Origin of the sequence: Nocardia pneumoniae NBRC 100136 (genome assembly GCF_000308755.1) — a bacterium.
In the GTDB taxonomy this organism is placed as follows: Bacteria; Actinomycetota; Actinomycetes; order Mycobacteriales; family Mycobacteriaceae; genus Nocardia; species Nocardia pneumoniae.
In genome coordinates this window covers 175,031-201,730 of the sequence record NZ_BAGF01000084.1, presented here as the reverse complement: position 1 = coordinate 201,730, position 26,700 = coordinate 175,031, and the positions used below count along the sequence as shown (strand labels likewise).

Here is a 26,700-nt window from a genome sequence, read left to right as displayed (position 1 = left end):
AACGATGACCGCAGGCATCGCCGTCCAGCAGGAGGTTTCCCTGCGGAAGCGAATGCCGCTGCGCCACTTCCGGCAGTTGCACGGCCCAGAGGCGAGGCGTCTTTTTCACCGGCAGCCCGAACCGTTCGCCAGCGACCGCACGGACCGGGAATTACTCGCGTTCGGGCTCGGTGCGACGCTGTACGCGCCCGCGACCAGGCCCGATCTCGCGCTGACGATCAGTAAGCGGGCCGAGCGCGGGGTTTGTTCGATGGTGATCGATCTCGAGGACGCGGTCGCCGACGACGAGGTGGAGTACGCCAAACAGCAGACCGTCGCCGCGCTCGATCTGCTGGCGGCCAGCCACGACGCCAACCCGCTGCTGTTCGTGCGGGTGCGGGACGCGGACACGATCACCGAGATCGTCGAGCAGCTCGGCCCTGGGGCGCGGACGCTGACCGGGTTCGTGTTCCCGAAGTTCGACAGCGTTTCCGGACCGAAGTACCTCAACGCACTGAACGTGGCCGCCCAGCGGGTGGACCGGCCGCTGTACGGGATGCCGGTGCTGGAGTCGCCGTGCCTGGTGCACCGGGAGACCCGCGACTACGAGCTCACGCAGATCGCGGCGCTGCTGGCCGCGCATCGGGACCGGGTGCTGGCGGTGCGGGTCGGCGCGACGGACATGTGCTCGACCTTCGGCATCCGGCGCGATCGTGACCTGACCATCTACGACGTGCGGGTGGTCGCCGACGTCATCGCCGACATCGTGAACTATCTGGGGCGCGCGGACGGAACGGGTTTCGTGATCACCGGGCCGGTGTGGGAGTACTTCGCCGACCACGAGCGGATGTTCCGGCCGCTGCTGCGCACCGCGCCGTTCGAGGAGTCCGATGCCGTGCCGTTCCGGCAGTACCTGGTCAGCCGGGATCTGGACGGACTTCTGCGGGAGATCACGTTGGACCGCGCCAACGGCATTCAGGGCAAGACGGTGATCCATCCGTCGCATGTGGCCGCGGTGCACGCGTTGTCGGTGGTCACGCACGAGGAGTACTCGGACGCGCTGGACATTCTGCGTGCCGATGTCGGTGGCGTAGCCGCCTCGGGCTACCGGAACAAGATGAACGAGATGCGGCCGCATCGCAGTTGGGCGCGGCAGACGCTGTTGCGCGCCAGGGTGTTCGGCGTCGCGAACAAGGGAGTGTCGTTCGTGGATCTATTGACGGCGTTGGTCACCGTATGAGCCAGACGGCTATCGAGTTCGGACACAACGAAATACCCTGGGCGACAAGGTTTCTCGGTATCGAACTGCATCACGATGCCGAGCGTGACGCGGACCGCCTCCGCTCGGTCCGGCTGCCGATCACCGCGCTGATCCAGCCGGGGGTCCGCCACAACAATCCGCGCCGGGCGCACCTGCTGGTGTCCACCGTGCTCGGCAAGCATCTCCCGACCGATCCTCGGGTGGTGCTCGGGGCGGGTGACCGCCTGGGTGATCTGGTGCGCGAGGTGCTCGGCGAGCGCGAAGCGGTGGTACTCGGGTTCGCCGAGACCGCGACCGGACTCGGCCACTGCGTGGCGGCGCGGATCGGCGCGAGCTGCTATCTCCACTCGACCCGGCGCGAGGTGCCGCACGCGCGGACGCTCGCCGGGTTCGAGGAGGGACATTCGCACGCGACCTCGCATCTGCTGCAACCGGCGCCCGCCGACATCTTCGTCAACGACCTGCCGCTGGTGCTGGTCGACGACGAAATCTCCACCGGAGCAACGGCGATCGACGCGGTGCGCGCGCTGCACGCCTTCTCGCCGCGGGCGCACTACGTGCTGGCGTCGCTGGTCGACCTGCGCGGCGGGGCCGACCGCGCCGAATTCGACGCGGCCGCGGCAGAACTCGGTGCGCGCATCGACACGGTCTGTCTCGCCACCGGCCGCGCGACGCTGCCGGACGGACTGGTCGACGCGGTCGGCGCCCTCCCCGAGCCCCGGCTCAACCCGACCGCCGGTCGTCCCGGCTCGTTCCGGCGGATGGAACTGCCCTGGCCTGCTTCGGTGCCGGAGGGCGGCAGGCACGGGATACTCGCCTCGGAAACCGAAGCGTTCGAAGAGGCGCTCCTGACCGCGGCCGAGGTGCTGACCGCGCGGCTCGACACTGATTTCGCTGGTCGGCCCGCGATCGTGCTCGGTCACGAGGAGCTGATGTATCTCCCGCTGCGGCTGGCGGCGCTGCTCGCCGAAGCCGGTAGGCCCACGCGCTTCCAAACCACCACGCGATCGCCCGCGTATGTGCTGGACGAACCGGGATATCCCTTGCGACGCGGGTTCCGGTTCGTCGCGCCGGAACCGGGAGACACCGCGCCGCGCTACCTGTACAACGCGCACTGGCCCGGTGATTCGCTGGACCTTTTCGAGGCGGATATGGCCGGGCTCGGAGAACTGGTCGCGAGCGCGGCTTCGGGGCGCGGCGAGGACGTCACGATCACCGATGACGGCGTCGACAGCGGCGCGGAAGGCGACGCTCCCGCGTCCGATCCGGTGCTCGTCGTCGTGGTCGACTCGCCCGCCGACACCGCACAGCTGCGGGCCGACGGCGGGTTGATCGATGTGCTGACCGCTTCCGGCGCCGACGTGCTGCTCGCGGTGCTGCGGGAAGCCGACCCGCGGCTACTCCACGCGGAACGCGCCGAGTCACCGAAGGCGAGTCGGCTATGACGAGCACGAGGGTGGCTGCGTTGCCCTTTCCGCTGCACGGTCCGGAGTTCGGCTCCTACGCGGCGGACGAGGTTTCCTGGTTGCTCAAGGACCTGTCCGACGTCGATCTGGAGCGCGACGTCGCCGAGCGGGAACGGAAGATCCAAGCCGGGCGGGCGCATTACGCGGAATCGCTGCCGATCGAATACCAACCGGACGCGCGATACCGGGCGCTGTTCGACGAAGTGCTCACGGCCAGCGCCGAGCGGCTGGCGCTCGCCGTCGCGACCGTGTCGGAACTGGTCGTCGCCGAACGCGGCGAGGATATCGTGCTGGTGTCGCTGGCCCGGGCGGGCACGCCGGTCGGCATCCTGATGCGCCGCTGGCTGCGTGCGCGGCGGCCGACCCTCGCGGCGCCGCACTACGCGGTGTCCATCGTGCGGGATCGCGGCATCGATGCGGTGGCGCTGGACTACCTGGCCGAGCACCACGACCCGGACTCCGTCGTGTTCGTGGACGGATGGACCGGCAAGGGGGCGATCACCCGCGAGCTGACCGAGGCGCTGGACGCCTACCGTGCGGCCGGGGGTGCACGGTTCAACGACGAGCTGGCGGTGCTGGCCGATCCGGGGCACTGCGTGCGCACCTACGGCACCCGCGACGACTTCCTGATCGCCTCGGCCTGCCTGAATTCGACGGTGTCCGGTCTGATCTCGCGCACCGTGCTGAACGACACGCTGATCGGCCCTGGCGATTTCCACGGCGCCAAGTTCTACCGGGAGCTGGCCGGTGACGATGTGTCCGGACGGCTGCTGGACACCGTGAGCGGCGCCTTCGACGCGGTCCGCGATCGGGTGGCGGCCGAGGTGGCCGCGATCCGCGCGAGCGACCGCACGCCCACCTGGACCGGCTGGGCGTCGGTGGAGAAGGTCAGGGAGCGGTACGGCATCGGCAGCGTCAACTTCGTGAAGCCCGGCGTCGGCGAGACCACCCGGGTGCTGTTGCGGCGCGTCCCGTGGCGGGTGCTGGTCCGCGAGGCGGACGCGCCAGAGCACGCGCATATCCGGTTGCTCGCCGCCGCACGCGGGGTTCCCGTGGAAGTCGTCGACGACCTGGCATATTCGTGTATGGGACTGATCAAGGACGTGCAGTAGTGAACCTATCTCGGAGAGCGCAGCGAAGACGTGCGCTGATCGCGACCGACCTGGACCGGACGATGATCTACTCGCGTAACGCCTTCAGCACCACAGCCGACGTGGCCACGGTCTGTGTGGAGCATCTGGAAGGCGCTCCGCTGTCGTTCATGACCACAACCGCGGCGCTGCGGATGCAGTCCCTCACCCAACCCGCCGCCGTCATTCCCACCACCACCCGCACCATCAAGCAGTTCGGGCGCATCCGACTACCCGGGGCGCCGTGGCGATACGCGATCACCAGCAATGGGGGGAACATTCTGGTCGACGGTGTGCCCGACCTGAGCTGGCGCATCGACATCGACGCCAAGGTGCGCGCGGGCGGCGCCACCCTGTCGGAGGTGACCAGGGAACTGCACGCCCGCATCGATGATTCATGGGTGACCAAATTCCGGGTGGCCGACCACCTGTTCTGCTATCTGGTGGTGAAACCGAAGGCCGTGCCCGAAGAATTCCTCGCCGAATGGGACGCCTGGTGCCGTCCCCGTGGCTGGTCGGCGTCCCAGCAGGGCCGCAAGATCTACACCATGCCGCTCGCCGTCTGCAAGAGCCGCGCGGTCGACGAAGTCCGCAAACGCCTCTGGGAAAGCGGCGAACTCGCCGATGACGCGAGGACCCTGGCCGCGGGCGACGGCGCCCTCGACGCCGAAATGCTCCGCGCCGCCGACTCCGCCATCCGCCCCCGCCACGGCGAACTGGAACAACTCAACTGGACCCACCCCAACCTCACCGTCACCCGCGCCGAAGGCATCCTCGCGGGCGAGGAAATCATCAACTGGTTCATCAAAGCGGCCCCTGACCACTGTGACGCATAAGCGTTCGCACCCCTGCTGCGGTCGCGGCAGTACAGGAGCGAACCGGGCCGGTGGAGTATCACGCCGGTTCGAAGGTCGACTTGAAGTCGGGGCATTCGACCAGGGGGTCGTGGGTGCAGGTAGAGGCGTGGCGGAGGCTGTCGCGCATGCGGATGAGGCGGGCGATGTCTTCGTCGAGTTGGTTCGCCTTCTCGGCCATGCGGGTGCGGAGTTCGGCGTCGGTGGGGGAGGCGCGGAGGAAGCGGGCGATTTCGGCGAGGGTGAAACCGGCGCCGCGGGCGCAGGTGATCAGGGCCAAGCGGCCGAGGATATCGGGGTGGTAGGCGCGGCGCAGGCCGTTGCGGCCGGTCGCGGCGATCAGTCCGCGTTTCTCGTAGAAGCGCAGGGCGGAGGGGGCGAGGCCGGTGTGGTCGGCTACTTCGGCGATATCGAGCAGATCGGTCATCCTGACTCCTTGACTTGAACCGCGCTTCAAGTCACAGACTAGCTCGCATGACAGTTCATCACCTCAATTGCGGATCGGTGCGGCAGATCGAGGCCACCTACGACGGACTCCCGCCCGCCCACGCCGTCAACCACTGCCTGCTGGTCGAGACCGAATCCGACGGGCTGGTCCTGATCGAGACGGGCCTCGGGCTGGACGATGTCCGCGACCCGGCGGGCACCCTGGGCGCGGACTGGGTCGCGATGGCGCAGCCGGTCCTGTCCGAGGACGAGACCGCCATCCGGCAGGTGCGGCGTCTCGGCTACGACCCCGGCGACGTGCGGCACATCATCCTGACCCACCTCGACGTGGATCACTGCGGCGGGCTGCCCGACTTTCCGCACGCGCGGGTCCACGTGCTGGCCGCTGAACTGGAGGCCGCCCGCGCCGAAGCGCCGAGTTTCCGCTACCGTCCCGCGCACTGGGCGCACGACCCGCAGTGGGTGACCTACCCGTCGGATGCCACCGGAAAGTGGTTCGGCTTCCATGCGATTCAGCCGAAGGACTTGCCGGAAGACTTCCAGCTGATTCCGCTGGGCGGCCACACCGCGGGCCATACCGGCGTCGCCGTCCGCGACGGTGAGCGCTGGCTGCTGCACTGCGGCGACGCCTACTACTACCACCGCGAGCTCGATCCGGCCCCGCAGCCGCACCCGGTGCTCGACATCGTGCAGACCACCTCCGAGGTCCACCACGACCTGCGGATGGGCACCCAGGCGCGGCTGCGCGAACTACACCGCGATCACGCCGACGACGTCACGCTGATCAGCGCGCACGACCCCTGGGAATTCCAGCGCGCGAGCTGACCGGCCGCGCGTTCGGTCATCGCCGCTGCCAGCACTGGGCGGTGTCGGCGAGGTTCCACCAGGAGACGTAGTCGGGGTCCTGGTCGAGCCGGGTCCAGTCGGCGTCCAGGATGTCGAAGAACGCGGTGTCGGCGGTGCGTCCGCCTCGTGGCTCGCCGATGTAGACGAGCGTGCGGCCGCCCGCCTCCTGATAGGCGGTGAGTGTGGTCGAGGCCATGGGGTCTTCCCAGCCGGGCGGCCAGCACAGGAGCAGGACGTCGTCGGCGTGGGCGGCGGCCAGGTCCGCCGTCGACGCGGGCGGTGTCGCGGTGGGGTGCCACGTCGCCAGCTGTCCCGGGGCGGCGGGGAATGCCGTATTGGTCACGAGGTCGGGCGGATGCGAGTCGAAAGCGGTTGTCGGCACACCGATCCGGGTGAGCTGATGCGCCCAGTAGCCGCGACCCGACCCGACCTCCACGACCGGCCTGCCCTCCGTGACGTCGGCGACCCACCGCAGCGTCGCAGGAGACGGAATGGCATACGCGTAGGCGGCTTGCAGCAGAATTTGGGCATAGGCGAGACGAGCGCTGCCTTTCGGGTTTCCACCGTTGACCTCGCGGCGCGCGGCACGCTCCGGCGGCCCCGGCGAGACCGCGGCGGCGACGATGTCCCAGTACGGGTTGGTGCTCGCGCCGCCGGTCATGTAGTGCAGCAGGTGGAGGTCGAAGGTGGCGTCGGCGATGTCGTCGCCGGTGCCGGGCAACCGGCCCGCGGTGGACCAGTAGTCCGCGACGCGCGGATACGCGGTCGCGAACGTGGATTCGTCTTGGACCAGGTTCGTCAGCGCCGTGCGACGCTGCGGCGAGAGCGCCAAGTCAGCCATCCACCGATTCTCCGCCGTCGACGCCCTGGGTCGGCGAGCATCGAGACGATTTCACCGTACGGACGCGAATTCTTTGCTGTCCGTACAGTATTCGCTCCGACACGGCTACCCGTGCGCGGTGGCGCGATACTCGGCAACCCGTTCCGGAGGGCGTCGTGTCCAGCCGCTTCCGCCGTACGTCGAGCCACGCGGATGCTTGCCGGGCTCAGCCGCCGTCGCGCATCGACACCAACCCGCCGAGCGTGCCGAGGTATGCCGCTCCATCGGGTCCGATCGCGATCCCGGCGTAATTGTTGTTGAATCCTGGGCCGGTGCCGGACAGCTGTTTCCACACCGTCGCACCGGTGCGGTAGTCGAGAGCGGTCCAGTACCAGGGATCGCTCGGCTCGGTGCCCTTCGTGTAGGTGTAGATCAGCCCCGTGGCCAGCGACAGTTTCGGCACCACGGTCGGCGCGGCTTCGACCGAGTTCGTCCAGGTCAGATGGCAGCCGCTGCCGTCGGCATCGATGTCGACGCGAGCGAAACCCGGCGTGGTGGTCTTGCCGGACGCGGTCGCGTCGGGATGCGCATAGCCATAGTTGTTCTCGACGATGAGTGAGCGGCCCGCACCGATCAAAGAGTTCTCCGTGGCTCCGCGGCCGGGTTCGAAGACCGGTACCGCGCAGACCTGCCGTTCGGCGACCGAGGGCGCCGTGCGGTAGACGACGACGTTCATCGGGTCGGCATTGTCGGTAATGGCGACATAGCCGTCGGGGAGGATGGTCGGTGTGGTGCCGGTTCCGTCGTCCACCTGGCCCGGCTTGCGCTGGTTGCTGTTGGCGTAGGAGATCTGCCAGGTGATCTGTGGTGCGCCATCCGGAGCCGCGTCGAAACGCAGGAGCTGACGGTTGGTGGCGATGTAGACATCTCCGGCCGTTCCGACCGCGAACGAATTCTCGATCTGGTTCTCCGTGCCCGCGCCGAGCCGGACGACCTGCGCCGCACCGGTATCCGGGTCGAGTGTGCCGACGACGCCGTTCGTCTTGGCCACGAACCAGATCAACCCGTTCGAGTCCGGCAGTGCGGAGTTCAGCGTCTCGCCCGGGCGCAGCACGCCGGTCAGGTCGTAGTCGCGCACCAGCGAAAAGCCGTCGGCGGCAGGAGTTTCCGCGAAGACCTGAAGGTGTCCGGTGCTGGTGCCCACTACCGCGCGGTCCGCGTCGTCGAGATAGAAGTACCCGCCGCCGACGAAGTTGTCGAACGCGCCGGGTTGCAGCGTATCGATCGGGCTCTTGCCGGGCAGCGGATGTTTGCCCAGCACGGTCATCGTCGTGGGGTCGATGAGATAGAGGCCAGGGGTGAGGCCGAGGCAGGTCGTGACGATGCGACCGGCACGATCGAACGCCAGCGAGCCGCACTCACTGCCGAGCAGCAGCGAATCGGTCCGCGGCGTCCGGCCGAGCGGTCCGGGGCGGGTATAGCTATCGCTCATCCAGCCGTCGTTGTGGACGCCCGAGTTGCCGTTCGGCGCCAGGTGCGGGTGCTGCGGGACCGGGGCGATGCCGGTGACCGGGTCGCCGATCGCGGGTGCGCCGAGAAATCGTGGGACATCGGGTCCGGCGGGAACCGAAGGAATCGGCACCGCCGCGGCGGGTATCGCGGCCGCGGCGAGGGCTGCCGCAGGCAGCGCTACCCGCAGGAGCCGAGAGGAGAGAATGTGAAACACGGGTGAACGGTAGCCGCGTTCCGAGCGTCGCGAATCCCCCGCGCGAGCGTGGGCGGATCCCCCGTGCGAGTGATCACGATGCTCAGTACTGCTGCTGACCCGCCAGCTGCTGTGCGATCACACCTTGCAGCCGTTGCAGGCCGCCGACGGTGATGCCGCTCTGGAGCTGTCCTTCGATGGTGCGCACCAGCATCGAGTCGCTGAGCACCTTCTCGCTGGACTGGATCAGCACGGTTCCCGCGCCCGTGAAGTCGAATTGGCGCTCCTCACCGGAGTTGACGCCGAAGGCCGCCGCGCCCGCGGCCAGGAAGTCGGTGACCCACCGCTGGTCGTAGTGGTGACTCGGCGAGGGGCAATCCGCCCACCCCACCAGCGATTCAGGATCCACCCGCAGCGGCGGCTCGGCGAATATGACCGGTCCGTTGGACGAGGCGAGGAACTTGCCGGTGCCGATGAGGGTGAGGAACCCCGGCACGATGGACTGGTTCAGCGACAGACCCGGCTCGAACGCCAGCAGGTTCGCCGCCCGGATGGTCAGGTTGCCGTTGTCCTCCAGGTCATAGGAATTGATGTCGTAGCCGCGGTCGCCGATGATCAGCTTGCCGTGCCCCTCCGCGACGACATAGTCGCCGGTGAACAGCGGCGCGGAGAACTGCTGCGACACCATGTGCAGCAGACCGCCGTGCAGACCGTGCGTGAGCATCTGGAACCGCATGTCGCCGTAGTAGGCGATCATCGCGCCCTTGCGCATGAACCACGGCTTGTTCAGGTCGATGCAGTAGGCGTAGTTGTTTCCCGGGATGTTGTCGCTCTCACCGAGATTCATGGGATTGAGGATCTGGGACATGCTCACAACTTCTCTTCGGAGGCCTGCACATAGACGACGCCCTGCCCGACGCAGTGCAACTGCATCGCCTCGCCGGAACCGCGGCCGACCGCGTCCCGCCAGCTCAGCGCCGTCTTCAGCTCGGTCTGCACGTTGCCGTAGGCGGCGACGAACGCCTGCGGGTCGACCACGATCGGATGCGGACCGCCCACTTGCAGTTCCAGGAATCCGCCGTGCGCGAGCAACACCGCAGCGCCGTGCCCGGACAACTGGGTGGTGAACATGCCTTGACCGGTCAACGCACCCGACGCGGCGCCGCGCAGCGCGCCCATCAGGCCGCCGCCACCGCCTCCGCCGCTCGAACTCATCACCGACACCACCGAACTCTGCAACCCGGCGGTGTTGGCCAGCAGTCGCGAAGCCTCGACGCGCAGTGTCGCGCCCGGCTGCATGTGCACCACCTGCACTTCCAGGCCCGCGAACCCGTAATGCACCTCGCCGGTGCCCTGCGCCAGCATGGTGCGCTCGTGCTCGCCCGCCATCATGCGTCCGGCCAGCCCCATGACGCCACCCATGCCGCCCATCCCCTGACCACCCGGAATGGCATGCGGCGCAAAGGAAACGTCGCCGGTGTAGAACAGCATCGCGCCGTTGCGGGCGACCACGCCGCCCGCCATTCCGACGTCGACCTTGACGACCTTGCCGTTGACTTTCTCGAACATCGCTGCCCCTACCGTTCCGCGGGCTGGATCGACACCACGCCATGCCCATCCCAGCGCAGCGAGAACGCTTCGCCGGCGTCCTGGCCGACGAAACTGCGCCAGGACACGTCGGTGACGAACGACTGGTTGAGGTTGCCGCGCGCGGCGACGAACGCGTCAGGGTCCACCACCAGCGGATACTGCGGCGATACCTCGAGGTGAATGAGCGGCCCGCCCGCCGAGAGCAATGCGACCTGCCCCTGTCCGGAGACGGTGGTGGTGAACAGGCCCTGACCGGTGGACGCGCCGCGCACACCGGCGAAACGCACGTCGGTGCGCAGGTTTCCGGCGAAGGCGAGCAGTTGTTGCGACTCCACTTGCAGCGTCTCGTTGTTCACGTCGACCACGGTGACATGCTGGCCGTTGACCGCGAAGAAAACCCGGCCGTTGCCGGAGCACTCCATCAGCGAGAGCTTCTCGCCGGTCGCCCGCCGCTTGAGCCCGGCGAGCACGCCGTCGCCCCCACCGAAACCGGCCGACTTGAACTGCACATTTCCTTCGTAGGCGATCATCGAGCCGGAAATCGCCCGCAGGCTGGTTCCGGCGAGGTGTGCCTCGATCACCTTCTTCGATTGCTCGAACAGTTGCGCCATGGAGTGTTTGCCTGCTGTCTGGATCGGGAACACGGTGTAGTTGCCGTATTCCATCTGCGTGCCGTCACCCTAACCGATGTGCCAACGCGTGTCGGGGTAGCGCGGCCGTTCAGTACGAGCGGTGCCGAGCGCGTTTCTCGTAGAGTGTCAGGCGTACGCACCGACAAGCGAAGGGTCGAACTTGTCCGCAACACTCGCCAAGGGCCAGAACGGTCCGCTGGCCACCAATGACGTGGTGATTTCCATCCAGCTCACGGCGCCGGCGGATCTGTCGGCACTACTGGTGACCGAGCGGGGCAAGGTCCGTTCCGACGCCGACTTCGTCTTCTTCAACCAGCCGACCGGCCCCGGCGTGAATTTGCAGCCCGCCCCCGCCGGACAGCCGGCGTCGCTGGCGGTGTCGTTGAACGCGGTGCCCGCCGACATCGACCAGATCCGTGCGGTGATCACGCTGGACGACGCGAACAGCAACTTCGGACAGTTCGCTCCGCCGACCGCGATCGTGTCGGATGGGACGGGTAATCGCTTGTACGAGTATCAGATCGACGGCCTGAACACCGAGTCGATCGTGATCGCGCTCGAGCTCTACCGGCGCCAGGGCGCGTGGAAGGTGCGCGCGGTGGGGCAGGGTTACGCCGGTGGGTTCGCCGCGCTGGTCACCGACCACGGTGTCACCGTCGACGACGCGCCCGCCCAGCCCGCGCAGGCTCCGCAGCCCGCGCAGGCCCCGCCGCCACCTCCGCAGCAGCCCGCCAACTACCCGCCGCCGACCACCCCGGCATATCCGACACAGCAGCAGGCGCCGCAGTACGCGCCGTCCGGTTCGTATCCGCCGCCGCCCGGCCCCGGCTACCCGCCGCAGGGCGGTCCGGGTTACCCCCCACCCGGCCCGGGGTACCCGCCGCCGCCTCCCGGTCCGGGTTACCCGCCGCCTGCTCAGCCCGCGCCGCCGCAGCAGCCGCAGCAACCGGCGGGCGAGGTGAGCTTGACCAAGGACCGGCCGGTCAGCCTGGTCAAGGGGCAGCGGGTCACGCTGCGCAAGGAAGGCGCCGCGCTGACCTTCGTCAAGATGGGTCTCGGCTGGGATCCGGTGCGCAGCCGTGGCATGTTCGGCAACCGCACGGTCGACATCGACCTGGACGCGTCGGTCATCATGTTCGCCGACATGAACCCGGTGGACGTCGCCTACTACGGCCAGCTGACCTCCAAGGACGGCTCGATCCGCCACCAGGGCGACAACCTCACCGGCGAGGGCGAAGGCGACGACGAGATGATCCTGGTCGACCTGACCCGCGTCCCGCCGCACGTGACCACGCTGCTGTTCATCGTGACCTCCTACAAGGGCCACACGTTCGAGCAGGTGCAGAATGCGTTCTGCCGCTTGGTCGACGGCACCAACAACGGCGAATTGGCCAGGTACACCCTGGCGGGCGGCATGCCGTTCACCGCGATGGCGATGTCCAAGCTGTACCGGGTCGGCGCCGATTGGAAGTTGCAGGCGCTCGGCGAGGGCTTCCAGGCCAAGCATCCGGGTGAGGCGGTGCCGCAGCTCGGCCGGTTCCTCGTCAACGGTTGATCGGCGGGCGAACAGCAGGGCGGTTCCGTGATTCAACTGAAGGCCGGTCAGAACATTCCGCTGACCGGTGAGGTCCTTCGTTTCAGTGCGAAAGCCGAGGCTGCCCTCGATGTTTCCGCGCTGGTGGTCGCCGAGAACCTGAAGGTTTTCTCCAGCGACGATTTCGTCTTCTACAACCAGCCCAGCGCGGCGGGCGTCGCTCTGGCCGCCGACGGGGTGACGATCACGCTCGCCGAGGTCCGTCCGGACGCCAAGGCGGTGTTGCTGGTGGCGAGTGCCGACCCAGCCGCCCCGCCGAGCGGCGCCGGGATCGGGCCGGTGACCGCGACGCTGTCCGAGAATGACAGTGCGACAGCGGAATTCACGGTAACACCGACGGCGGGTGAGACGGCGCTGATCTGCCTCGAGGTATACCGGCGCGGCTCGGCGTGGAAGCTGCGCGCCGTCGGCCAGGGATACGCGGGCGGACTCGCCGTGCTGCTCACCGCGCACGGCGTCGACGTCGACGGTGAGCCCGCACAGCCTGCTCCAGGCCCACAGCCGGATGCGCATACCGTGGCCGATCCCTTGGCGGGCGATGCGCGGACCACCGGCGCGCCGCTGGAAGTCGGTCACGGCCTGGAACGGATGTGGATGGTCTTCGAGGACGCCGCGCGGTCGGCCGCCGCGCTGGTGTCGGCGCGCGAATACGCGGCCAAGCGCTTGGATCACGAGCTGTCGCTCGCTGTTTCCGATCCCGCGACCAGGAATACTCCGGCGGCCGAGGAGGCGCGCCGCGCCGCGCAGCAACGCAGCGACGAGCTGATCGCCACCGCCGAGCACAACCATCAGCGCGACGGCGAACAGCTGATGCGCGAACTCGCCGAAGCCGACCTGGTGCTACCGCCCGCGCTGGCGTCCTGGGATTCGCCCGCCTGGGACAAGCCGCCCGCGCCGAGCGATGGCATCCGGCTCGGCGAGCTCTACGCGCTCGATCGCGGCCCGCTGCGCATCCCGTATTGCGTTCCCGTGCCGCTGAATCGGCCGCTGTGGATCGATACCGAGTCGACCCGCGCGGTCGCGCCCGTGGTGGGTGCGCTGCTCGCGCGACTGCTCGCCACCGCGCCGCAGCGGCGGGCGCTGGTCGACATCATCGACCTGACCGACGCGTTCAGCGGCTTCACCGGCCTGCTCGCACCGGTGCTGAACGGACCGCCGGTCACCGACCACGCCGACATCTCGGCACGATTGCAGGCATTGGTGGACGCCGCCGAGCTGGCCGAATTGGCCTACAGCACGGGGGATTTCACGCCGCCGAGCGAGCATCGGGTCCTGCTGGCGGCGGATTTTCCGCACGGCTACCAGAGCTCGGACGCACAGCGGATCGGTGCGCTGATCGCGCGCGGCGACTTGATCGGTCTGTCCACGGTGATCGTCGGCGCCAACGAATCCGATTCCGCCGACTCCACCGTGGCGTCGCTGTCGCAGTTGTGCAGGCACCTGCCCACCGTGGGCGGCACCCCGCTGTTCGATCCGTGGACCGGCAGTGCGTGGCAGCTCGATTTGGATATGCTGCCGCAGGAGCCGGGGCAGCAGGCGCGCTTCCTGCGCACCCGGTGAGCGCTCGACGAGGCTGATCGGCCGGGCGGTCAGCCTCGCGCGACGGCCACCCGCGGCCGCAGCGGCTCGGGTAGCCACGGCAAGAGCGGGTCCGGCGTCCGGTCGACAATGCCACCGGCCGGGTCGTCGACGTAGTCGAAGCGGACCAGGTCCTCCTCCGGGCGGTAGATCTGGCGCACGATCAGCGCGCACAGCCCTACCACCGCGAGGTCACGCAGCAGCACCGTGCCGGTGAACCACTGCTCGGGCAGTCCCTTGCGGTCCAGGCCGAGGTAGTAGAACATGCGCGGCACCCAGACCAGTGCGTCGACGGTCATCCAGGCCAGCAGGATGCGCCGATGCGGCAGCGCGAGCACGGCCAACGGCACCAGCCACAGCGAATACTGCGGGCTCCACACCTTGTTCGTCAGCAGGAAGGCCGCGACCACCAGGAAGCACAGCTGTGCCAGCCGCGGGCGCCGCGGCGCGGTGAGACCGATATAGCCGATCACCGCGCAGGCCACGACGAACGCGAGCAGGGAGACGGCGTTCAGGATGACCGGCTGCTCCCCGTGGTCGAGTACGCCGTCGAAACCGGGCCAGCCGGTGAACGAGGAGATCACGTTGTAGATCGAGTCCGGATCGGCGTGCCGGGTGGTGTTCAGCCGGAAGAACTCTCGCCATCCGTTCGGGTACAGCGCGGCGATCGGCAGATTCACCGCCAGCCAGGTGGCCAGTGCCGCCGACACCGTGACGGACGCGGCGCCGAGCGGGCGGGCGCTGAGGAATTGGATGCGGTAGGGCGTCTCACGTACCCACGCCAGGAACGTCGGCCAGCCGTCCACATCGCGCAGTCGCAGGCCGAGGTGGGTGCGCGGGGTCCGCTGCATCGTCTCGGTGCGCAGGCACAGCACCACGATGGGTCCGAGCAGCAGCAGCGGATACAGCTTCGCGGCGCCGCCGAGACCGAGCAGGATCCCGGCGAGCACGGGTTTGCGCCGGGCCCAGGCGAGCAGGCCGGTCGCGGCGAAAGCGGTTGCGAGCGCGTCGAAATTGGTGAACGCGTGCACGATCACCAACGGCGAGCAGGCGACCAGCGCCGCGTCCCAGATCCGGCGACCGGCCAGCAGCGCCGACGCCCAGATGGTGACCAGCCAGGCCATCGCCAGCCCGAACGCGACGACGTTGAAGTAGATCACCACTTGCAGCGCGCCGGGCAGCGGCGCGGCGTCCCAGCTCTTGGCGATCCGCATCGCGAAATACTGGTACAGGCCCGAGAGCACCGGGTATTCCATGTACCGGATCTCCCGGCCGCCGTCGGGAGTTTGCTCGATCCAATGTTTCTTGTACGGGAAGGCGCCCTCGTTCAGCCGCTCCGCGCCGTAGAGCGGCACGGTGTCCGAGTAGCACATGGCCACGTATTGGCGGCCGTTGTTCCAGTCGAGGGTCAGGTCGCCGTCCGCGCCGGTGGTCTGCTGAATGCAGCCCGCCTTGCCGAACCAGCCGAGTGCGAGGAACACGACCGCGAACGCCAGCAGCACGCGCATCGGCGTCCAGAACCGCACCCGCCCGATCAGGGCGTGATCACCGACCGGCCCGCCGATCACCGTGGACAGCTGGGCGGTCAGCGAATCGGTGCGGCTCGGCCGGTCTCGCGCGTCCGCCGAGCGGAGATCCGATGCGAGCGGGGCGGGTGCGGCGTAGTACGCCCCACCGGCCCCGGCCCGGTCGGAGAGCGGCGGCCTCCCGTTCGTCCGTGGCACCACCAGCTGCTGATCGGTCACGGAACCCGAGGCTACCGGCCGCGGGTCGGGGCTGTTCCGGTCGTCCCCGCGTCGTTGCCGTTCCCGTTGTTGCCCGCGCGTGGTGCGCCGGTGGCCGTGGGGGACGAACCGTCGGTGGGTGCGACCGGCTGGCCCGGCAGCGGCCCCGAGTCCTGCTCACGCTGCTGCTGGGAACGCGGCTGCTGCGGGGCAGGTTGGACGCCGGGGACCGGGATAACGATGCCGGGGAAGACCTCCACCTGCGTCGGCGCGACGACGACCGGCGGCAACAGCGGGGAATCGACCGACGACGGCGGCGTGTACGGCGCCGACCATTCGGGGACACCGGCCTGGCCCTTGATCGGGGCGGGCTTCGGGAAGGTCTCGTTCGTGGTGCCCTTCAAGGCGCCGTCCATCGTGGCCTTCCAGATGTCCGACGGCAGGCCGGAGCCGTAGATCATGCCGCCACTGGCATTGCGCAGCGGATCGCCCTGCTCGGTGCCGACCCAGACCGCGGTGGACAACGACGGGGTGTAACCGACCATCCAGGCGTCCTTGTTCTCGCCCGTATCGCCCAGCTGTGCGGTACCGGTCTTGGCCGCCGATTCGCGGCCGCCCGCCAGGCCGTGGTTGCGCGAATAACCGGCGATCGGCTTCATCGCCGCGGTGACGTTGTCGGCCACCGCCGCCGAGACGCGCTGCTCGCCGGCGACCTCACCGCGGTCGAGCAGGACCTGGCCGTCGGCGGTGACCACCTTCGACACGAAATGCGGCGCGTGGTACACGCCGGAGGCTGCCAAAGTCGCGTAGGCGGACGCCATGTCGAGCGGCCGCGCCTGGTACTGGCCGAGCACGATGCCGTTGTTCGGGCCGGAGCCGTCCGGCTCGGTGAGCGTCTTGCCCACACCCGGAATGGTTTCCGGAATGCCGAGCTTGTGGCCCATGGCGGCGATCTTCTGCGGACCGTTCTGCATGTCCAGCTGCATGCGGTAGAAGCTGGTGTTCAGCGACCGCTTGAGCGCCTCGGCGATGGTGCACATGCCGCACTGCTCGCCCTCGACGTTGGTGATCTTGATGCCGTTCACGGTGATCGGCGAGCTGTCGTACATCTGCGAGAGCGGGATGCCCAGCTCCAGGTTCGCCGCGAGGCCGATGACCTTGAACGAGGAACCGGTCTGCAAGCCCGCGTTGGCGAAGTCGTAGCCCTGGCCGTCGCTGCCGCCGTAGTAGGCGCGCACCGCGCCGGTGCGCGGATCCACCGAGACGACGGCGGTGCGCAAGTTCTCCGGCTCGCCGTCCATGTTCTTGGTCACCGCGTCGATCGCCGCCTGCTGCGCCTTCGGGTCGATCGTGGTGGTGATCTGCAGACCGGCGGTGTTCAGCTGCTGCTCGCTGATGCCAGCCGCGGCGAGCTCCTTGAGCACCTGCGTCTTGATCAGGCCCTCCGGTCCGGAGTCGCCCTCCTTGTCCTTGGTGGACGCCAGCGGGACGACCTGCGGGTACTGGAGGTTCTGCCGCTCGGACGCGGCCAGGTTGCCGCCGGAGACCATGCCGTCGAGCACGTAGTTCCAGCGGGTCTTCGCACCTTCCGGATTCTTCTCCGGGTCCAGGCTGGACGGCAGCTGAATGGTGGCGGCGAGCACCGCGCCCTCGGCGACGGTGAGATCCTGCACCGGCTTGCCGAAATATGCCTTGGCAGCGGCATCGATGCCGTAGGCGCCACGACCGAAGTAGATGGTGTTGAGATAGGCGGCGAGGATCTCGTCCTTGCTCCACTGGCGCGCCATCTTGGCCGAGATGACCAGCTCACGCATCTTGCGGGTCAGCGAGCGCTCGTCACCCACCAGCGCGTTCTTCACGTACTGCTGGGTGATCGTCGAGCCACCACCGGCGCTTTCCTTGCCGAGGACATTGTCCCTGGCCGCGCGCGCGAAGCCGGAGATCGAGAAGCCGGGGTTGGTGTAGAAATCCCGGTCCTCGGCCGCCATCACCGCGTTGCGCACGTGCGGCGGAATCTGCTCGATGGTGACGTCGGTCCGGTTGCCTTCGGGCGGAACGACTTTGCTGACCACCGTGGTGCCGTCGGCGGCGAAGATGGTGGCGACCTGGTTGGTCTTCAGATCGCCCGGCTTCGGCACCGACACCGTGGTGTACGCGGCCAGGAAGATGCCGCTCGGCACCAGGATGGCCAGCGCGACGAGGACGTAGAGGGTCCGGCGGACGATGCGCCACGGCGATTTCTTCTGCGCCGCGGGCCGGCGCCTCCCCGGCCCGTCGGAGCCGCCGCTGCCGCCGCCCCGGCGCGGGGGCGGGCCGGAAGGCGGGCCACCCGCGGTCTGCCTGCGCTCGCCGGTGCTGGGTCCGGCTCCGGGGACGCGACGGCCGTTGCGATCGACCGCGGGGCGCTGCCCGGTGATCGGGCGGGGACCGGTGGCAGGCCCGCGCCGCTCGCGCTCGGCCACCGACTCGCTCAGCGAGCCGCGCTGGATCTTCTGGGTTGCCTGCGGGCCGGAGGCGGCACGATCGGGCATGCCGCGATTCGGCTGCGGCGGACGCCCGGGCTGGGGTGGGCGGCCCTGCTGGGCCGGGCGACCCTGTGGCGAGGGTACGGGACGGCGCGGCGGCTGCGGGCCGCGCGGCTCGCCGGGGAACGGGGCGCCGGGACGCGCACCGGGCGGAGGGACCGGCCGGGCGCCGGGCGGGGGCACTGGGCGGGGATTCTGGTACGGGTTGGGAGCTGGAGGTGAACTGCGTTGCGGACGGCTGCCATGTGGTTCATCGCCGTAGGGGGAGTCGTAGGGCGAATTCACTGACAAGATCTCCATAACTCGTAGCGGTCCAGGTGGCTATCAGCGGTGGTCACCGCGGCGGCCGCAGGTCGGCTCCGCGAGTCACCCGCCGGGCAGATGACCGGGCACTTCATTCGGCGGCGGTGCGCCGGTTCGCGCGTGTCGAGGTGCGGCGGCGCGGCGGTGCCGGCGCGGAACCGAGCACATAGGACTGCACCAGATGATTCCAGCTGCAGGTCCGGCATACCTCGACGACATGAACCGAGAACTCCTCGCGAGTCTCGGCGAGGCGCATGAGCTCCTCGGGTGTGCGAGCCGATCCGGCGACCGGCCCGAGGCCGTCGCCGAAGACCCAGGATACGAGGGTCAGCTGTTCTTTCCGGCAGATGGGGCATGTGACCTCGCTCCCCCGACCGTGGAACTTTGCCGCACGCAAGAGATAAGGATTCGCATCACACACCTCGGCGACATCGACCCGGCCCGCATAGACGTCAGCCAGCAGCGACCGGCGCCGGAGGGCGTAGTCGACCACTTGCCGCTGAATTCGCACGAGAACCAGAGTAGCGGTGTTGCCATCGGGCCGCCCCGGGCTGTGCGGATTGCCCGGTCGGCGAACCGTGCGCGTACCGGCGCGTCGCGCCGCTGCCCCGACTACGATCCGTCTGTGTCCACCGCAGCATCCGGGCGCATACGAGCGCGCGACATCGACCGCGCCGCCGCGTCCAGCCTGCTGGATGCCGCCTACGCCGAAGGGCAGCTCGGCGCCGACGAGTACCACGACCGAATCGCGCAGGCAGCGGCCGCGCGGACGCTCGGCGAATTGACCAGGCTCACCGCTGATCTGCAAACCCCGGCCGGTGCGGGGGAATTCGCCGCCGACCGGCCGCCGATCACGCGAAAGATGTTGCGGCGCCCCGCATCCGGGACAAGTTATCCCGGTCACACCAGGGCTCGTGATGCCGATCGCGCCACTACTCGCGAGCTGCTCGACCTCGCCCGCGCCGACGGCCAGCTGTCCGAAGAAGAACACGAGACCCTCACCGAACTGGCCGCGCAAGCGCGCACCCTGGGGGACCTGGAGGATCTGGTCGCGGACTTGCAGCGGCCCGGCGACGTCGCCCCGCCGCCGCGTCCACCGCGTTCGCGCCGCCGCCAGTGGTACCTGGGTGCCGTCACCGTCGCCGCGGTGACGGCCGCCTGCGCCGGATTTCTCGCGGTCACCCGGGCGGCGGACGAGCCGCGAGCCGCGACCGAAGCGGTGTCCGTGACGGACCTGGGGGCGGTGCAGCCGTTGGTGGTCCCGACGCCGAGTCTGCTCACCACCGACGGCATCACCACGTTCCTGCGTAACTACCAGCGGAAATTCGGGGACCTTCAGGTCGACGAACTGCGCATGTACGACGAGTACGCGTCGCTCGTGCGGGCGGTGCCCGGTCAGCCGAGCCGGAAGGTCGAGTACTACTACCGCGGGGGCTTCGCGCAGTCGCGTGAGATCGAAACGCGTAAGGCCGACACGCCGTCGGTCGATCTGGGCGGGTTGAACGCGGAGGCGGTCGGCCGTGCGCTCGCCGACGCGGCCACCATCACCCGAGTCCCCGGCGGCGTCATCTCGCATTTCGCGGTGGGGGTGAACGACGACAGGGTCTCCGCCGAATCCGGCAAGCAACCCGTCGTCGAGGTCTACGTGAGCAACTCCGTCAGGGAGTCGGGCCACTTCATGATGACCCCGGCGGGCGAGGTTCGCCGCGTCTGGCCGTTCAAGGGATAAGACGATGGCGACAACTCGATACAGCGGCATCCGTGCCCGCGACACCGACCGCGCCGACGTGTGCGGACTGCTCGACGCCGCGCTGGCCGACGGACAGCTCACCGACAGCGAGCACGCCGAGCGGACCGCCACGGCCATGCGCGCGAAGTCGTTCGGCGAGCTCGACGCGTTGATCGGTGACCTGCAGATCCCGGACGAGCTGGTGAACGCACCCGTGGTCCGGGTGGACCGGCGTCGTCCGCGGCGCTGGCTGGCGCCGGTCTCGACGGTCGCCGCCGCCGTGGTCGCGGGTGCGCTGGTGGGCGGGATCAGCCGGTGTGGCATAGATCTGCCCGGCTCTTCGGAGAACGTTCCGGACCTCACCACCGGTGCGGGTCTGGCCTACTTCCTCGCGGAGTACCGGGCCGAATTCGGCGATCTGACCGCCGACGAGGTGACGCTGTATCCGAAGTACGTGCTCGTGGACCGGCAGACGCCGGGCGATGCGGCCGAGACCAGCGACTACCGCTACGACGGCGACTTCCGCACCTCGACGACCTCGGAGCGCAAATCCGGGACGCGCACCTTCGATCTCGCGACCGTCGATGTGCCCGCCATCGCCCGGCTGCTGGCCGGTGCGCCGGAGACCGTGCGGCTGCCGGACGGTGTGATCACCCACGTGGTCGTCGAATATTCGTCGCACAGCGCCGTCGACCTCGGCCCTGTGATGGACATCCACGTCAAGGGCAAGGGCGGCGCGTCCGGATATGTGACGGTCACCTTCGCGGGCGAGCCGCTCGCGGTCTATCCGCCCTCGCGCTGACCTGGCACGTCGTCCACCGATCGGTGACGACTGTGCACAGATGTATCGGTCCGATATAGTGGAAAGTCGCATCCATCGGTTAGGTCTGAACACAGTCAGGGGGTGAAGCCCGATGCTGGAACTGGCGATTCTCGGGCTGCTCCTCGAAGCGCCCATGCACGGCTACGAGCTGCGCAAGCGGCTGACCGGCCTGCTCGGGGCGTTTCGGGCCTTCTCCTACGGATCGCTCTATCCGACGCTGCGCCGCATGCAGGCGGACGGGTTGATCGCCGAGGAGATCCCCGCGGGCGCGACGACACGCCGTGCGCGCCGGGTTTACCAACTGACTCCGGCCGGGCGGGAGCGGTTCAACGAATTGCTCGCCGACACCGGACCGCAGAACTACACCGACGACGGCTTCGGCGTTCACCTCGCCTTCTTCAGCCGCACCCCCGCGGAGGCGCGGATGCGGATTCTGGAGGGCAGGCGGCGTCAGGTCGAGGAGCGCCGAGAGGGGCTCCGGGAGGCGATCAAGAGGGCCAGCGGGTCGTTGGATCGCTACACCCGGCAACTCCATCAACTCGGACTCGAATCAAGCGAGCGCGAAGTGCGCTGGCTCAACGAGTTGATTGCGGCGGAGCAATCGACGAAGGCGGCACCACAGAAAGAGGGAAATATCGGCCATGAGTGACGACAAAAAGGCTGACAACGCCACAGAAGTTCGCGTCGCCATCGTAGGTGTGGGCAACTGCGCCTCCTCGCTGGTCCAGGGCGTGCAGTACTACAAGGACGCGGACGAGTCCTCGACCGTTCCCGGGCTGATGCACGTGAAGTTCGGGCCGTACCACGTTCGCGACGTCAAGTTCGTCGCCGCGTTCGACGTGGACGCGAAGAAGGTCGGCTTCGACCTGGCCGAGGCGATCTTCGCCAGCGAGAACAACACGATCAAGATCTCCGACGTGCCGCCGAGCGACGTGGTCGTGCAGCGCGGTCCCACCCTGGACGGCATCGGCAAGTACTACGCGGAGACCATCGAGCTGTCCGAGGCCGAACCGGTCGACGTGGTGAAGGTGCTGAAGGACAACAACGTCGACGTGCTGGTGTCCTACCTGCCGGTGGGCTCGGAGGAAGCCGACAAGTTCTACGCGCAGTGCGCCATCGACGCCGGTGTCGCCTTCGTGAACGCCCTGCCGGTGTTCATCGCCTCCGACCCGGTGTGGGCGGAGAAGTTCACCAAGGCCGGTGTGCCGATCGTCGGCGACGACATCAAGAGCCAGGTCGGCGCCACCATCACCCACCGCGTGATGGCCAAGCTGTTCGAGGATCGCGGCGTGCAGCTCGACCGCACCATGCAGCTCAACGTCGGCGGCAACATGGACTTCAAGAACATGCTCGAGCGCGAGCGCCTGGAGTCCAAGAAGATCTCCAAGACCCAGGCCGTCACCAGCAACCTCAAGAAGGAGCTCGGCGCCAACGACGTGCACATCGGCCCGTCCGATCACGTCGGCTGGCTCGACGACCGCAAGTGGGCCTACGTACGCCTGGAAGGCCGCGCCTTCGGCGACGTGCCGCTGAACCTGGAATACAAGCTCGAGGTGTGGGACTCGCCGAATTCGGCGGGCATCATCATCGACGCGGTGCGCGCGGCCAAGATCGCCAAGGACCGCGGCATCGGCGGACCGGTCATCCCGGCCTCGGCCTACCTCATGAAGTCCCCGCCCAAGCAGCTCGCCGACGACGTGGCGCGCGCCCAGCTCGAAGCCTTCATCATCGGTGCGGAGTAATTCACGCGCTGTGTCATGAGGTCGGCCGAAGGTGAAACGCCTTCGGCCGACCTGCCGGGGACTATAGGCCCCGGTAGACGTCCTTTCGCCAGCCGACCTTCACCACGAGGATCACCAGCACGCCGTTGTCCACCCGATAGGCGACCCTGAACCTGCCTACCCGCAGACGAAATAGATCGTCGTGGCCGGACAACTTCTTCACATCCAAGCCGGGAGCGTAAGGGTCGTCGCCGAGCGCCGTGAGTGGGGTGAGAATCCCCATCGCGTCTTGACGCTCGATCGCCCGCAGTTCTCGGCGGGCAGAGTCCAGGAAACTCGGCGTGAAATCAGTCCAGCGAGACGTAGACCTCGACGGAGGCCGGGCCGGTGTAGCGCTCGATCTCGGCGGTGTGGGAGCGGGTGATGGTTCCCGCGTTCTCCGCCTTCGCGACCTGCGCCCATGCGGTGCGCAGCAGGTCGTAGGGCTTGTCGGCGACGACGAACTTGGCGTAGCGGCCGCGCGGGATGATGGTGAGCACGTCGCCGGGGTCCAACTCCTCGAGCCCGGCGAGTTCGTAGCCGAGTACGGCGACGGCATGGTCGTTCTGGCCGATGTAGGCGGCCACCCTTGGCACGTTCTTCTCCCGCGCCAGATAGCGGTCCCAGGTGAAGTTGACCAGGTCGAGGTCGCGCGCGGTCACCTCGCGCCCGGCGAGCGGCACGGTGAGGCCCGCGACCATGCTCTGCTCCAATGTGACGATCTCGAAATCCACTGTCCGTTCCTACTCGTCGACCTGATCGTCCGCCAATGCCACGAAGACTTCCACCGTGCGCGCGTCGGGATAGTGCTCCCAGTCGCCGGTATAGGCGCGTACGAGGCGGCCTGCTGCCTCCGCGTCCCACACCGCGCGCCAAATGCTCACGATGGTGTCGCCGAGATTGTCGCCGCTGGCGATGAACCGGGCGAACCGTCCGGCGGGCACCCGGGCGAGCACGTCACCGGGCAGCAGATCGGCGAGGCTGTGACAGCGGTAGCCGACGATGTGGGTCAGGTACGAATTGATCTCCGGCGCATGGTCGACGTACGCGGTGGTCGGCGGCCCGGGCAGCTTGCGGGCCAGGTTGCGCTTCCACGCCTCTTCGACTTTCGCGCGGCGCGGCCCCTCGACCGCGAGCGCGGGGCTGCGAAGCACCGTTCCCGCCACCAGCGTCTCGGGTTGGTCAACGACATTGAAATCCACCGGCGTAGCCCCTATGTCTCGTCTGTCTTCAATTGGCGTCGCTCCCGGTGCCCTCCATGGAGACGCAGGCTACCGCCTCCGGGCACGTCGCTCGCGTCGCGCTGTCGTCGCTCGAGCGCCTATCCTTCCGCATCGTTTCCGCGGTTTCGGCGTCGGCCTCCGACGCACTCGCTGTTCGCTCTCACTCTGGCAAACGATGCTGCCATGTCATCCGTTCCGCCGGGCCACGGAAGGTCACAGCATCATCGCTATCCCGGAACCGGAATGCTCAGTCCCGGGAAAATCTCGACTTCCCTGGGCGGCTGCGTGGTCGGCGGGATGATGACGACGGGCTCGCGCTGCGGCGACTGCTGCGGTGGATTCAAGATGTCGTAGGCCCCGCCGGAGGGCTTGCTCTGGTTCGGCTGCGCCGGCGCACCGGGGAACTGCTCGATCGGGGTGCCGTCGAGCGCGTCGTCCATGACCTGTTTCCAGATGTCGGCGGGCAGGCCGGAGCCGTAGATGTCGGCGCCGCGCGCGGTCCGGATCGGCTGCGATCGTTCGGTGCCGATCCACACCGCCGTGGACAGCGAGGGGGTGAAGCCGATCATCCACGCGTCCTTGTTCGCGTCGCTGTCGCCGAGTTGCGTGGTGCCGGTCTTGGCGGCCGAGGGCCGGTTGTCCTTCAGCCCGTGCCCGTTGGAGTAGGCCGCGATCGGAGTCATCGCCGCAACGGTGTTCTGCGCGATGGCCGGGGGGATGCGCTGCTGGCCCGGCGGCATCTGTTTGCCGACCCGCTGGTCCGGGCCGCGATCGAGGAGCACCCGACCGTCACCGGTCACCACCCGCTGCACGAAGTACGGCTGGTGGTAGACGCCCGACGCGCCGATCGTGGCGTACGCCGAGGCCATGTCGATGGGCCGGACCAGATACTGGCCGAGAACGATGCCGTTGAGCGGCTTTCCGCCGTCCTCGGTCAGCGTCTTGCCCGCCACGCCGGGCATCTCCTCGGGGATGCCCGCCGCGTGCGCCGCGTCGGCGATGGACTGGGGCCCATCGAACATCGACATGGTCAACCGGTAGAAGCTGGTGTTCAGCGAGCGCTTCAGCGCCTCGGCCATGGTGCACTTTCCGCAGGACTCGCCGTCCACGTTGGTGATCCGGGTGCGGTTGTCGGTCACCGGGGAACTGTCCAGCACACGAGACAGCGGGATGCTCTGCTGCTGCGCGGCGATCACCGCGAAGACCTTGAACGCCGAACCGGTCTGCAACGGCGCCTGCGCGAAGTCGAAGCCGATGCCGTCGTGGCCGCCGAAATAGGCGCGCACCGCGCCGGAGCGCGGATCGATCGACACCACCGCCGCGCGCAGTTCCGGTGGCTGGCCATCGAGCCGATCACGCACCGCGTCGAGTGCCGCCTGCTGTGCCTTCGCGTCGATGGTGGTGGTGATCTGAAGTGCGCCGGTGTTCAATTCCCGTTCGCTGATGCCGGAGGCGCGCAGTTCGCGCACCACCTGGTTGCGGATCAAACCCTCCGGCCCGCGGGCCACGATGTCGTCGGGGATGTCGGAGAGGGGAATGATCGGCGGAAACATCGTCGCGTCCCGATCGCCCGGCGCCAGCACCCCCATCTCCACCATGCCGTCGAGCACGTAACGCCAGCGCGCCTTCAGTTCCGGCAGATGGGTTTCCGGGTCAAGGAGCGACGGCGTCCGGACCAGCGCGGCCAGCACCGCGCCCTCGGCGAGGGTCAGCTGGCTCACTTGCTTGTCGAAGTAGGCCTTGGCCGCCGACGCGATCCCGTAGGACCCGCGGCCGTAATAGATAGTGTTGAGATAGGCGGCCAGGATATCGTCCTTGCTCCACTGCCGGGCCATCTTCGCCGCGATGACCAGCTCGCGCAGCTTGCGTGTGACCGTGCGCTCGGAGCCGAGGAACGCGTTCTTCACATACTGCTGGGTGATCGTGGAGCCGCCGCCCGCGTTGTCGCGCCCGAGCAGGTTGTCGCGGACGGCGCGGAGGAAGCCGGAGGTCGAGTAACCGGGATTGGTGTAGAAGTTGCGATCCTCGGCCGACAGCACCGCCTCGCGCACCGGCCGCGGCACCTCCGACAACGGGACCGGTGTCCGATTGCCTTCGGGCGGGACGACCTTCGCGATCACGGTGCTGCCGTCGGCCGCGAGAACGGTGGCGATCTGGTTGCCCTGCATCGCCGTCGGGTCCGGTATCTCGGCGCTCCAGTACGCCAGAACGGAAAGCAGCGCGGGCACCACGCCGAACAGGATGAACAGGGCGAGCAGTAGGCGGCGGACGCGTTCGGCCCTACTGCGTGGCGGCCGATCCGGATCGTGCACCGGAGGTGGCGTGGGATGGCGTTGCGTCCGGCGAGCCGTGTTCCGCTCGCGCGCGGTCTGGTTCAGTGCTTTCGTCGGCCCGTTCCGGCCCGCGCTCGAGGAATGCAGTGCGGGTCGGGGGTTCCTCTTGGCGCCGCGCGTGCGCCCTGGCGGTTTGCGGAACGAGCTCACGATCATCTCCTCCCGGAGTGTCGGACGAACCCACCTGCACGAACACGATCGGAAAAGAGTATTGAGGGACCGAGTTTACCGTGCGCCTCGACAGCGGCTTCCGCTTCGAGGCGGCTGACGCGTGTGCGACATCTTCCGTCCGGCGCCCCTGAGAGGATCGGCGGACACGCAGCTGCCGCGATTATCACATGAAGGCAACCACATAGGCCCGACTCTCGTTTTCGAGCG

24 protein-coding genes are annotated in these 26,700 nt (G+C 68.4%); 11 read left to right on the top strand and 13 right to left on the bottom strand.

Features of this window, described 5'->3' with window-relative positions:
* Positions 1–4 precede the first annotated feature (4 nt).
* From ON34_RS27745 to ON34_RS27730, 4 genes are all read left to right on the top strand, one after another.
* Entirely contained in the window at positions 5–1,219 is a 1,215-nt protein-coding gene (locus ON34_RS27745; RefSeq protein ID WP_083889831.1) for an HpcH/HpaI aldolase/citrate lyase family protein, read from the top strand.
* Positions 1,216–2,685, top strand: a complete 1,470-nt coding sequence (locus tag ON34_RS27740) for a phosphoribosyltransferase domain-containing protein (protein ID WP_051023200.1) — start codon at positions 1,216–1,218, stop codon at positions 2,683–2,685. The genes ON34_RS27745 and ON34_RS27740 overlap by 4 nt, the downstream gene beginning before the upstream one ends.
* A gap of 20 nt (positions 2,686–2,705) precedes the next feature.
* Entirely contained in the window at positions 2,706–3,818 is a 1,113-nt protein-coding gene (locus ON34_RS27735; RefSeq protein WP_085997155.1) for a cysteine protease StiP family protein, read from the top strand.
* Positions 3,819–3,880: 62 nt separating this feature from the next.
* Positions 3,881–4,672, top strand: coding sequence for an HAD family hydrolase (locus tag ON34_RS27730; protein WP_051023198.1), 792 nt, complete (start codon positions 3,881–3,883; stop codon positions 4,670–4,672).
* Between the two features lie 58 nt (positions 4,673–4,730).
* Here the strand turns inward: ON34_RS27730 and ON34_RS27725 are convergent, their stop codons facing one another.
* Positions 4,731–5,117, bottom strand: coding sequence for a MerR family transcriptional regulator (locus ON34_RS27725; RefSeq protein ID WP_040784892.1), 387 nt, complete (start codon positions 5,115–5,117; stop codon positions 4,731–4,733).
* A gap of 47 nt (positions 5,118–5,164) precedes the next feature.
* On the opposite strand from ON34_RS27725, the gene ON34_RS27720 reads away from it, so the two are divergent.
* The gene (locus ON34_RS27720; RefSeq protein WP_040784891.1) at positions 5,165–5,962 is read left to right on the top strand and encodes an MBL fold metallo-hydrolase; all 798 of its coding nucleotides are present in this window, start codon (positions 5,165–5,167) and stop codon (positions 5,960–5,962) included.
* A 16-nt stretch (positions 5,963–5,978) separates the two neighbouring features.
* On the opposite strand, the gene ON34_RS27715 is transcribed toward ON34_RS27720, so the two are convergent.
* The 5 genes from ON34_RS27715 to ON34_RS27695 form a co-directional block, all read right to left on the bottom strand.
* The gene (locus ON34_RS27715; RefSeq protein WP_040784890.1) at positions 5,979–6,824 is read right to left on the bottom strand and encodes a hypothetical protein; all 846 of its coding nucleotides are present in this window, start codon (positions 6,822–6,824) and stop codon (positions 5,979–5,981) included.
* Between the two features lie 205 nt (positions 6,825–7,029).
* Positions 7,030–8,529: a hypothetical protein gene (locus ON34_RS27710; RefSeq protein ID WP_040784888.1), complete on the bottom strand. Its 1,500-nt coding sequence runs from the start codon at positions 8,527–8,529 to the stop codon at positions 7,030–7,032.
* A gap of 82 nt (positions 8,530–8,611) precedes the next feature.
* Positions 8,612–9,376 (bottom strand): AIM24 family protein, encoded by a 765-nt coding sequence (locus tag ON34_RS27705; RefSeq protein WP_040784886.1) that lies wholly within the window; start codon positions 9,374–9,376, stop codon positions 8,612–8,614.
* A 2-nt stretch (positions 9,377–9,378) separates the two neighbouring features.
* Entirely contained in the window at positions 9,379–10,077 is a 699-nt protein-coding gene (locus ON34_RS27700; protein ID WP_040784884.1) for an AIM24 family protein, read from the bottom strand.
* A gap of 8 nt (positions 10,078–10,085) precedes the next feature.
* Positions 10,086–10,709: an AIM24 family protein gene (locus ON34_RS27695; protein WP_040785024.1), complete on the bottom strand. Its 624-nt coding sequence runs from the start codon at positions 10,707–10,709 to the stop codon at positions 10,086–10,088.
* Positions 10,710–10,890: 181 nt separating this feature from the next.
* Between ON34_RS27695 and ON34_RS27690 the strand changes: the two genes are divergently transcribed.
* Both ON34_RS27690 and ON34_RS27685 read left to right on the top strand, forming a co-directional pair.
* Positions 10,891–12,285 carry a TerD family protein gene (locus ON34_RS27690; RefSeq protein WP_040784882.1) on the top strand — a complete coding sequence of 465 codons (1,395 nt, stop codon included), beginning with the start codon at positions 10,891–10,893 and terminating at the stop codon, positions 12,283–12,285.
* A gap of 27 nt (positions 12,286–12,312) precedes the next feature.
* Complete coding sequence (locus ON34_RS27685) at positions 12,313–13,884, top strand: TerD family protein (RefSeq protein WP_040784880.1); 1,572 nt, start codon at positions 12,313–12,315, stop codon at positions 13,882–13,884.
* A gap of 29 nt (positions 13,885–13,913) precedes the next feature.
* On the opposite strand, the gene ON34_RS27680 is transcribed toward ON34_RS27685, so the two are convergent.
* From ON34_RS27680 to ON34_RS27670, 3 genes are all read right to left on the bottom strand, one after another.
* The gene (locus ON34_RS27680; protein ID WP_040784878.1) at positions 13,914–15,647 is read right to left on the bottom strand and encodes a glycosyltransferase family 87 protein; all 1,734 of its coding nucleotides are present in this window, start codon (positions 15,645–15,647) and stop codon (positions 13,914–13,916) included.
* A gap of 11 nt (positions 15,648–15,658) precedes the next feature.
* Positions 15,659–18,157 carry a transglycosylase domain-containing protein gene (locus ON34_RS27675; RefSeq protein WP_245548223.1) on the bottom strand — a complete coding sequence of 833 codons (2,499 nt, stop codon included), beginning with the start codon at positions 18,155–18,157 and terminating at the stop codon, positions 15,659–15,661.
* Between the two features lie 388 nt (positions 18,158–18,545).
* Positions 18,546–18,965, bottom strand: a complete 420-nt coding sequence (locus ON34_RS27670; RefSeq protein WP_169333903.1) for a DUF5318 domain-containing protein — start codon at positions 18,963–18,965, stop codon at positions 18,546–18,548.
* A 114-nt stretch (positions 18,966–19,079) separates the two neighbouring features.
* Here ON34_RS27670 and ON34_RS35005 point away from each other — a divergent pair, with 114 nt between their 5' ends.
* From ON34_RS35005 to ON34_RS27650, 4 genes are all read left to right on the top strand, one after another.
* On the top strand, positions 19,080–20,183 hold the full coding sequence (locus ON34_RS35005; RefSeq protein WP_051023195.1) for a DUF1707 SHOCT-like domain-containing protein: 1,104 nt from the start codon (positions 19,080–19,082) through the stop codon (positions 20,181–20,183).
* A gap of 4 nt (positions 20,184–20,187) precedes the next feature.
* Entirely contained in the window at positions 20,188–20,985 is a 798-nt protein-coding gene (locus ON34_RS27660; RefSeq protein ID WP_040784874.1) for a DUF1707 SHOCT-like domain-containing protein, read from the top strand.
* Positions 20,986–21,097: 112 nt separating this feature from the next.
* The gene (locus ON34_RS27655; protein ID WP_040784872.1) at positions 21,098–21,655 is read left to right on the top strand and encodes a PadR family transcriptional regulator; all 558 of its coding nucleotides are present in this window, start codon (positions 21,098–21,100) and stop codon (positions 21,653–21,655) included.
* Positions 21,648–22,748: an inositol-3-phosphate synthase gene (locus tag ON34_RS27650; RefSeq protein WP_040784871.1), complete on the top strand. Its 1,101-nt coding sequence runs from the start codon at positions 21,648–21,650 to the stop codon at positions 22,746–22,748. The genes ON34_RS27655 and ON34_RS27650 overlap by 8 nt, the downstream gene beginning before the upstream one ends.
* Positions 22,749–22,809: 61 nt before the next feature.
* Here the strand turns inward: ON34_RS27650 and ON34_RS27645 are convergent, their stop codons facing one another.
* From ON34_RS27645 to ON34_RS27630, 4 genes are all read right to left on the bottom strand, one after another.
* Entirely contained in the window at positions 22,810–23,010 is a 201-nt protein-coding gene (locus ON34_RS27645) for a type II toxin-antitoxin system RelE family toxin (protein WP_157172445.1), read from the bottom strand.
* A 64-nt stretch (positions 23,011–23,074) separates the two neighbouring features.
* Positions 23,075–23,500, bottom strand: coding sequence for a GyrI-like domain-containing protein (locus tag ON34_RS27640; protein WP_040784869.1), 426 nt, complete (start codon positions 23,498–23,500; stop codon positions 23,075–23,077).
* Positions 23,501–23,509: 9 nt separating this feature from the next.
* Positions 23,510–23,968: a GyrI-like domain-containing protein gene (locus ON34_RS27635; protein WP_040784867.1), complete on the bottom strand. Its 459-nt coding sequence runs from the start codon at positions 23,966–23,968 to the stop codon at positions 23,510–23,512.
* Positions 23,969–24,216: 248 nt separating this feature from the next.
* A complete protein-coding gene (locus ON34_RS27630; protein WP_083889828.1) occupies positions 24,217–26,478 on the bottom strand; it encodes a transglycosylase domain-containing protein in 2,262 nt (753 codons plus the stop codon).
* Positions 26,479–26,700: the final 222 nt, after the last annotated feature.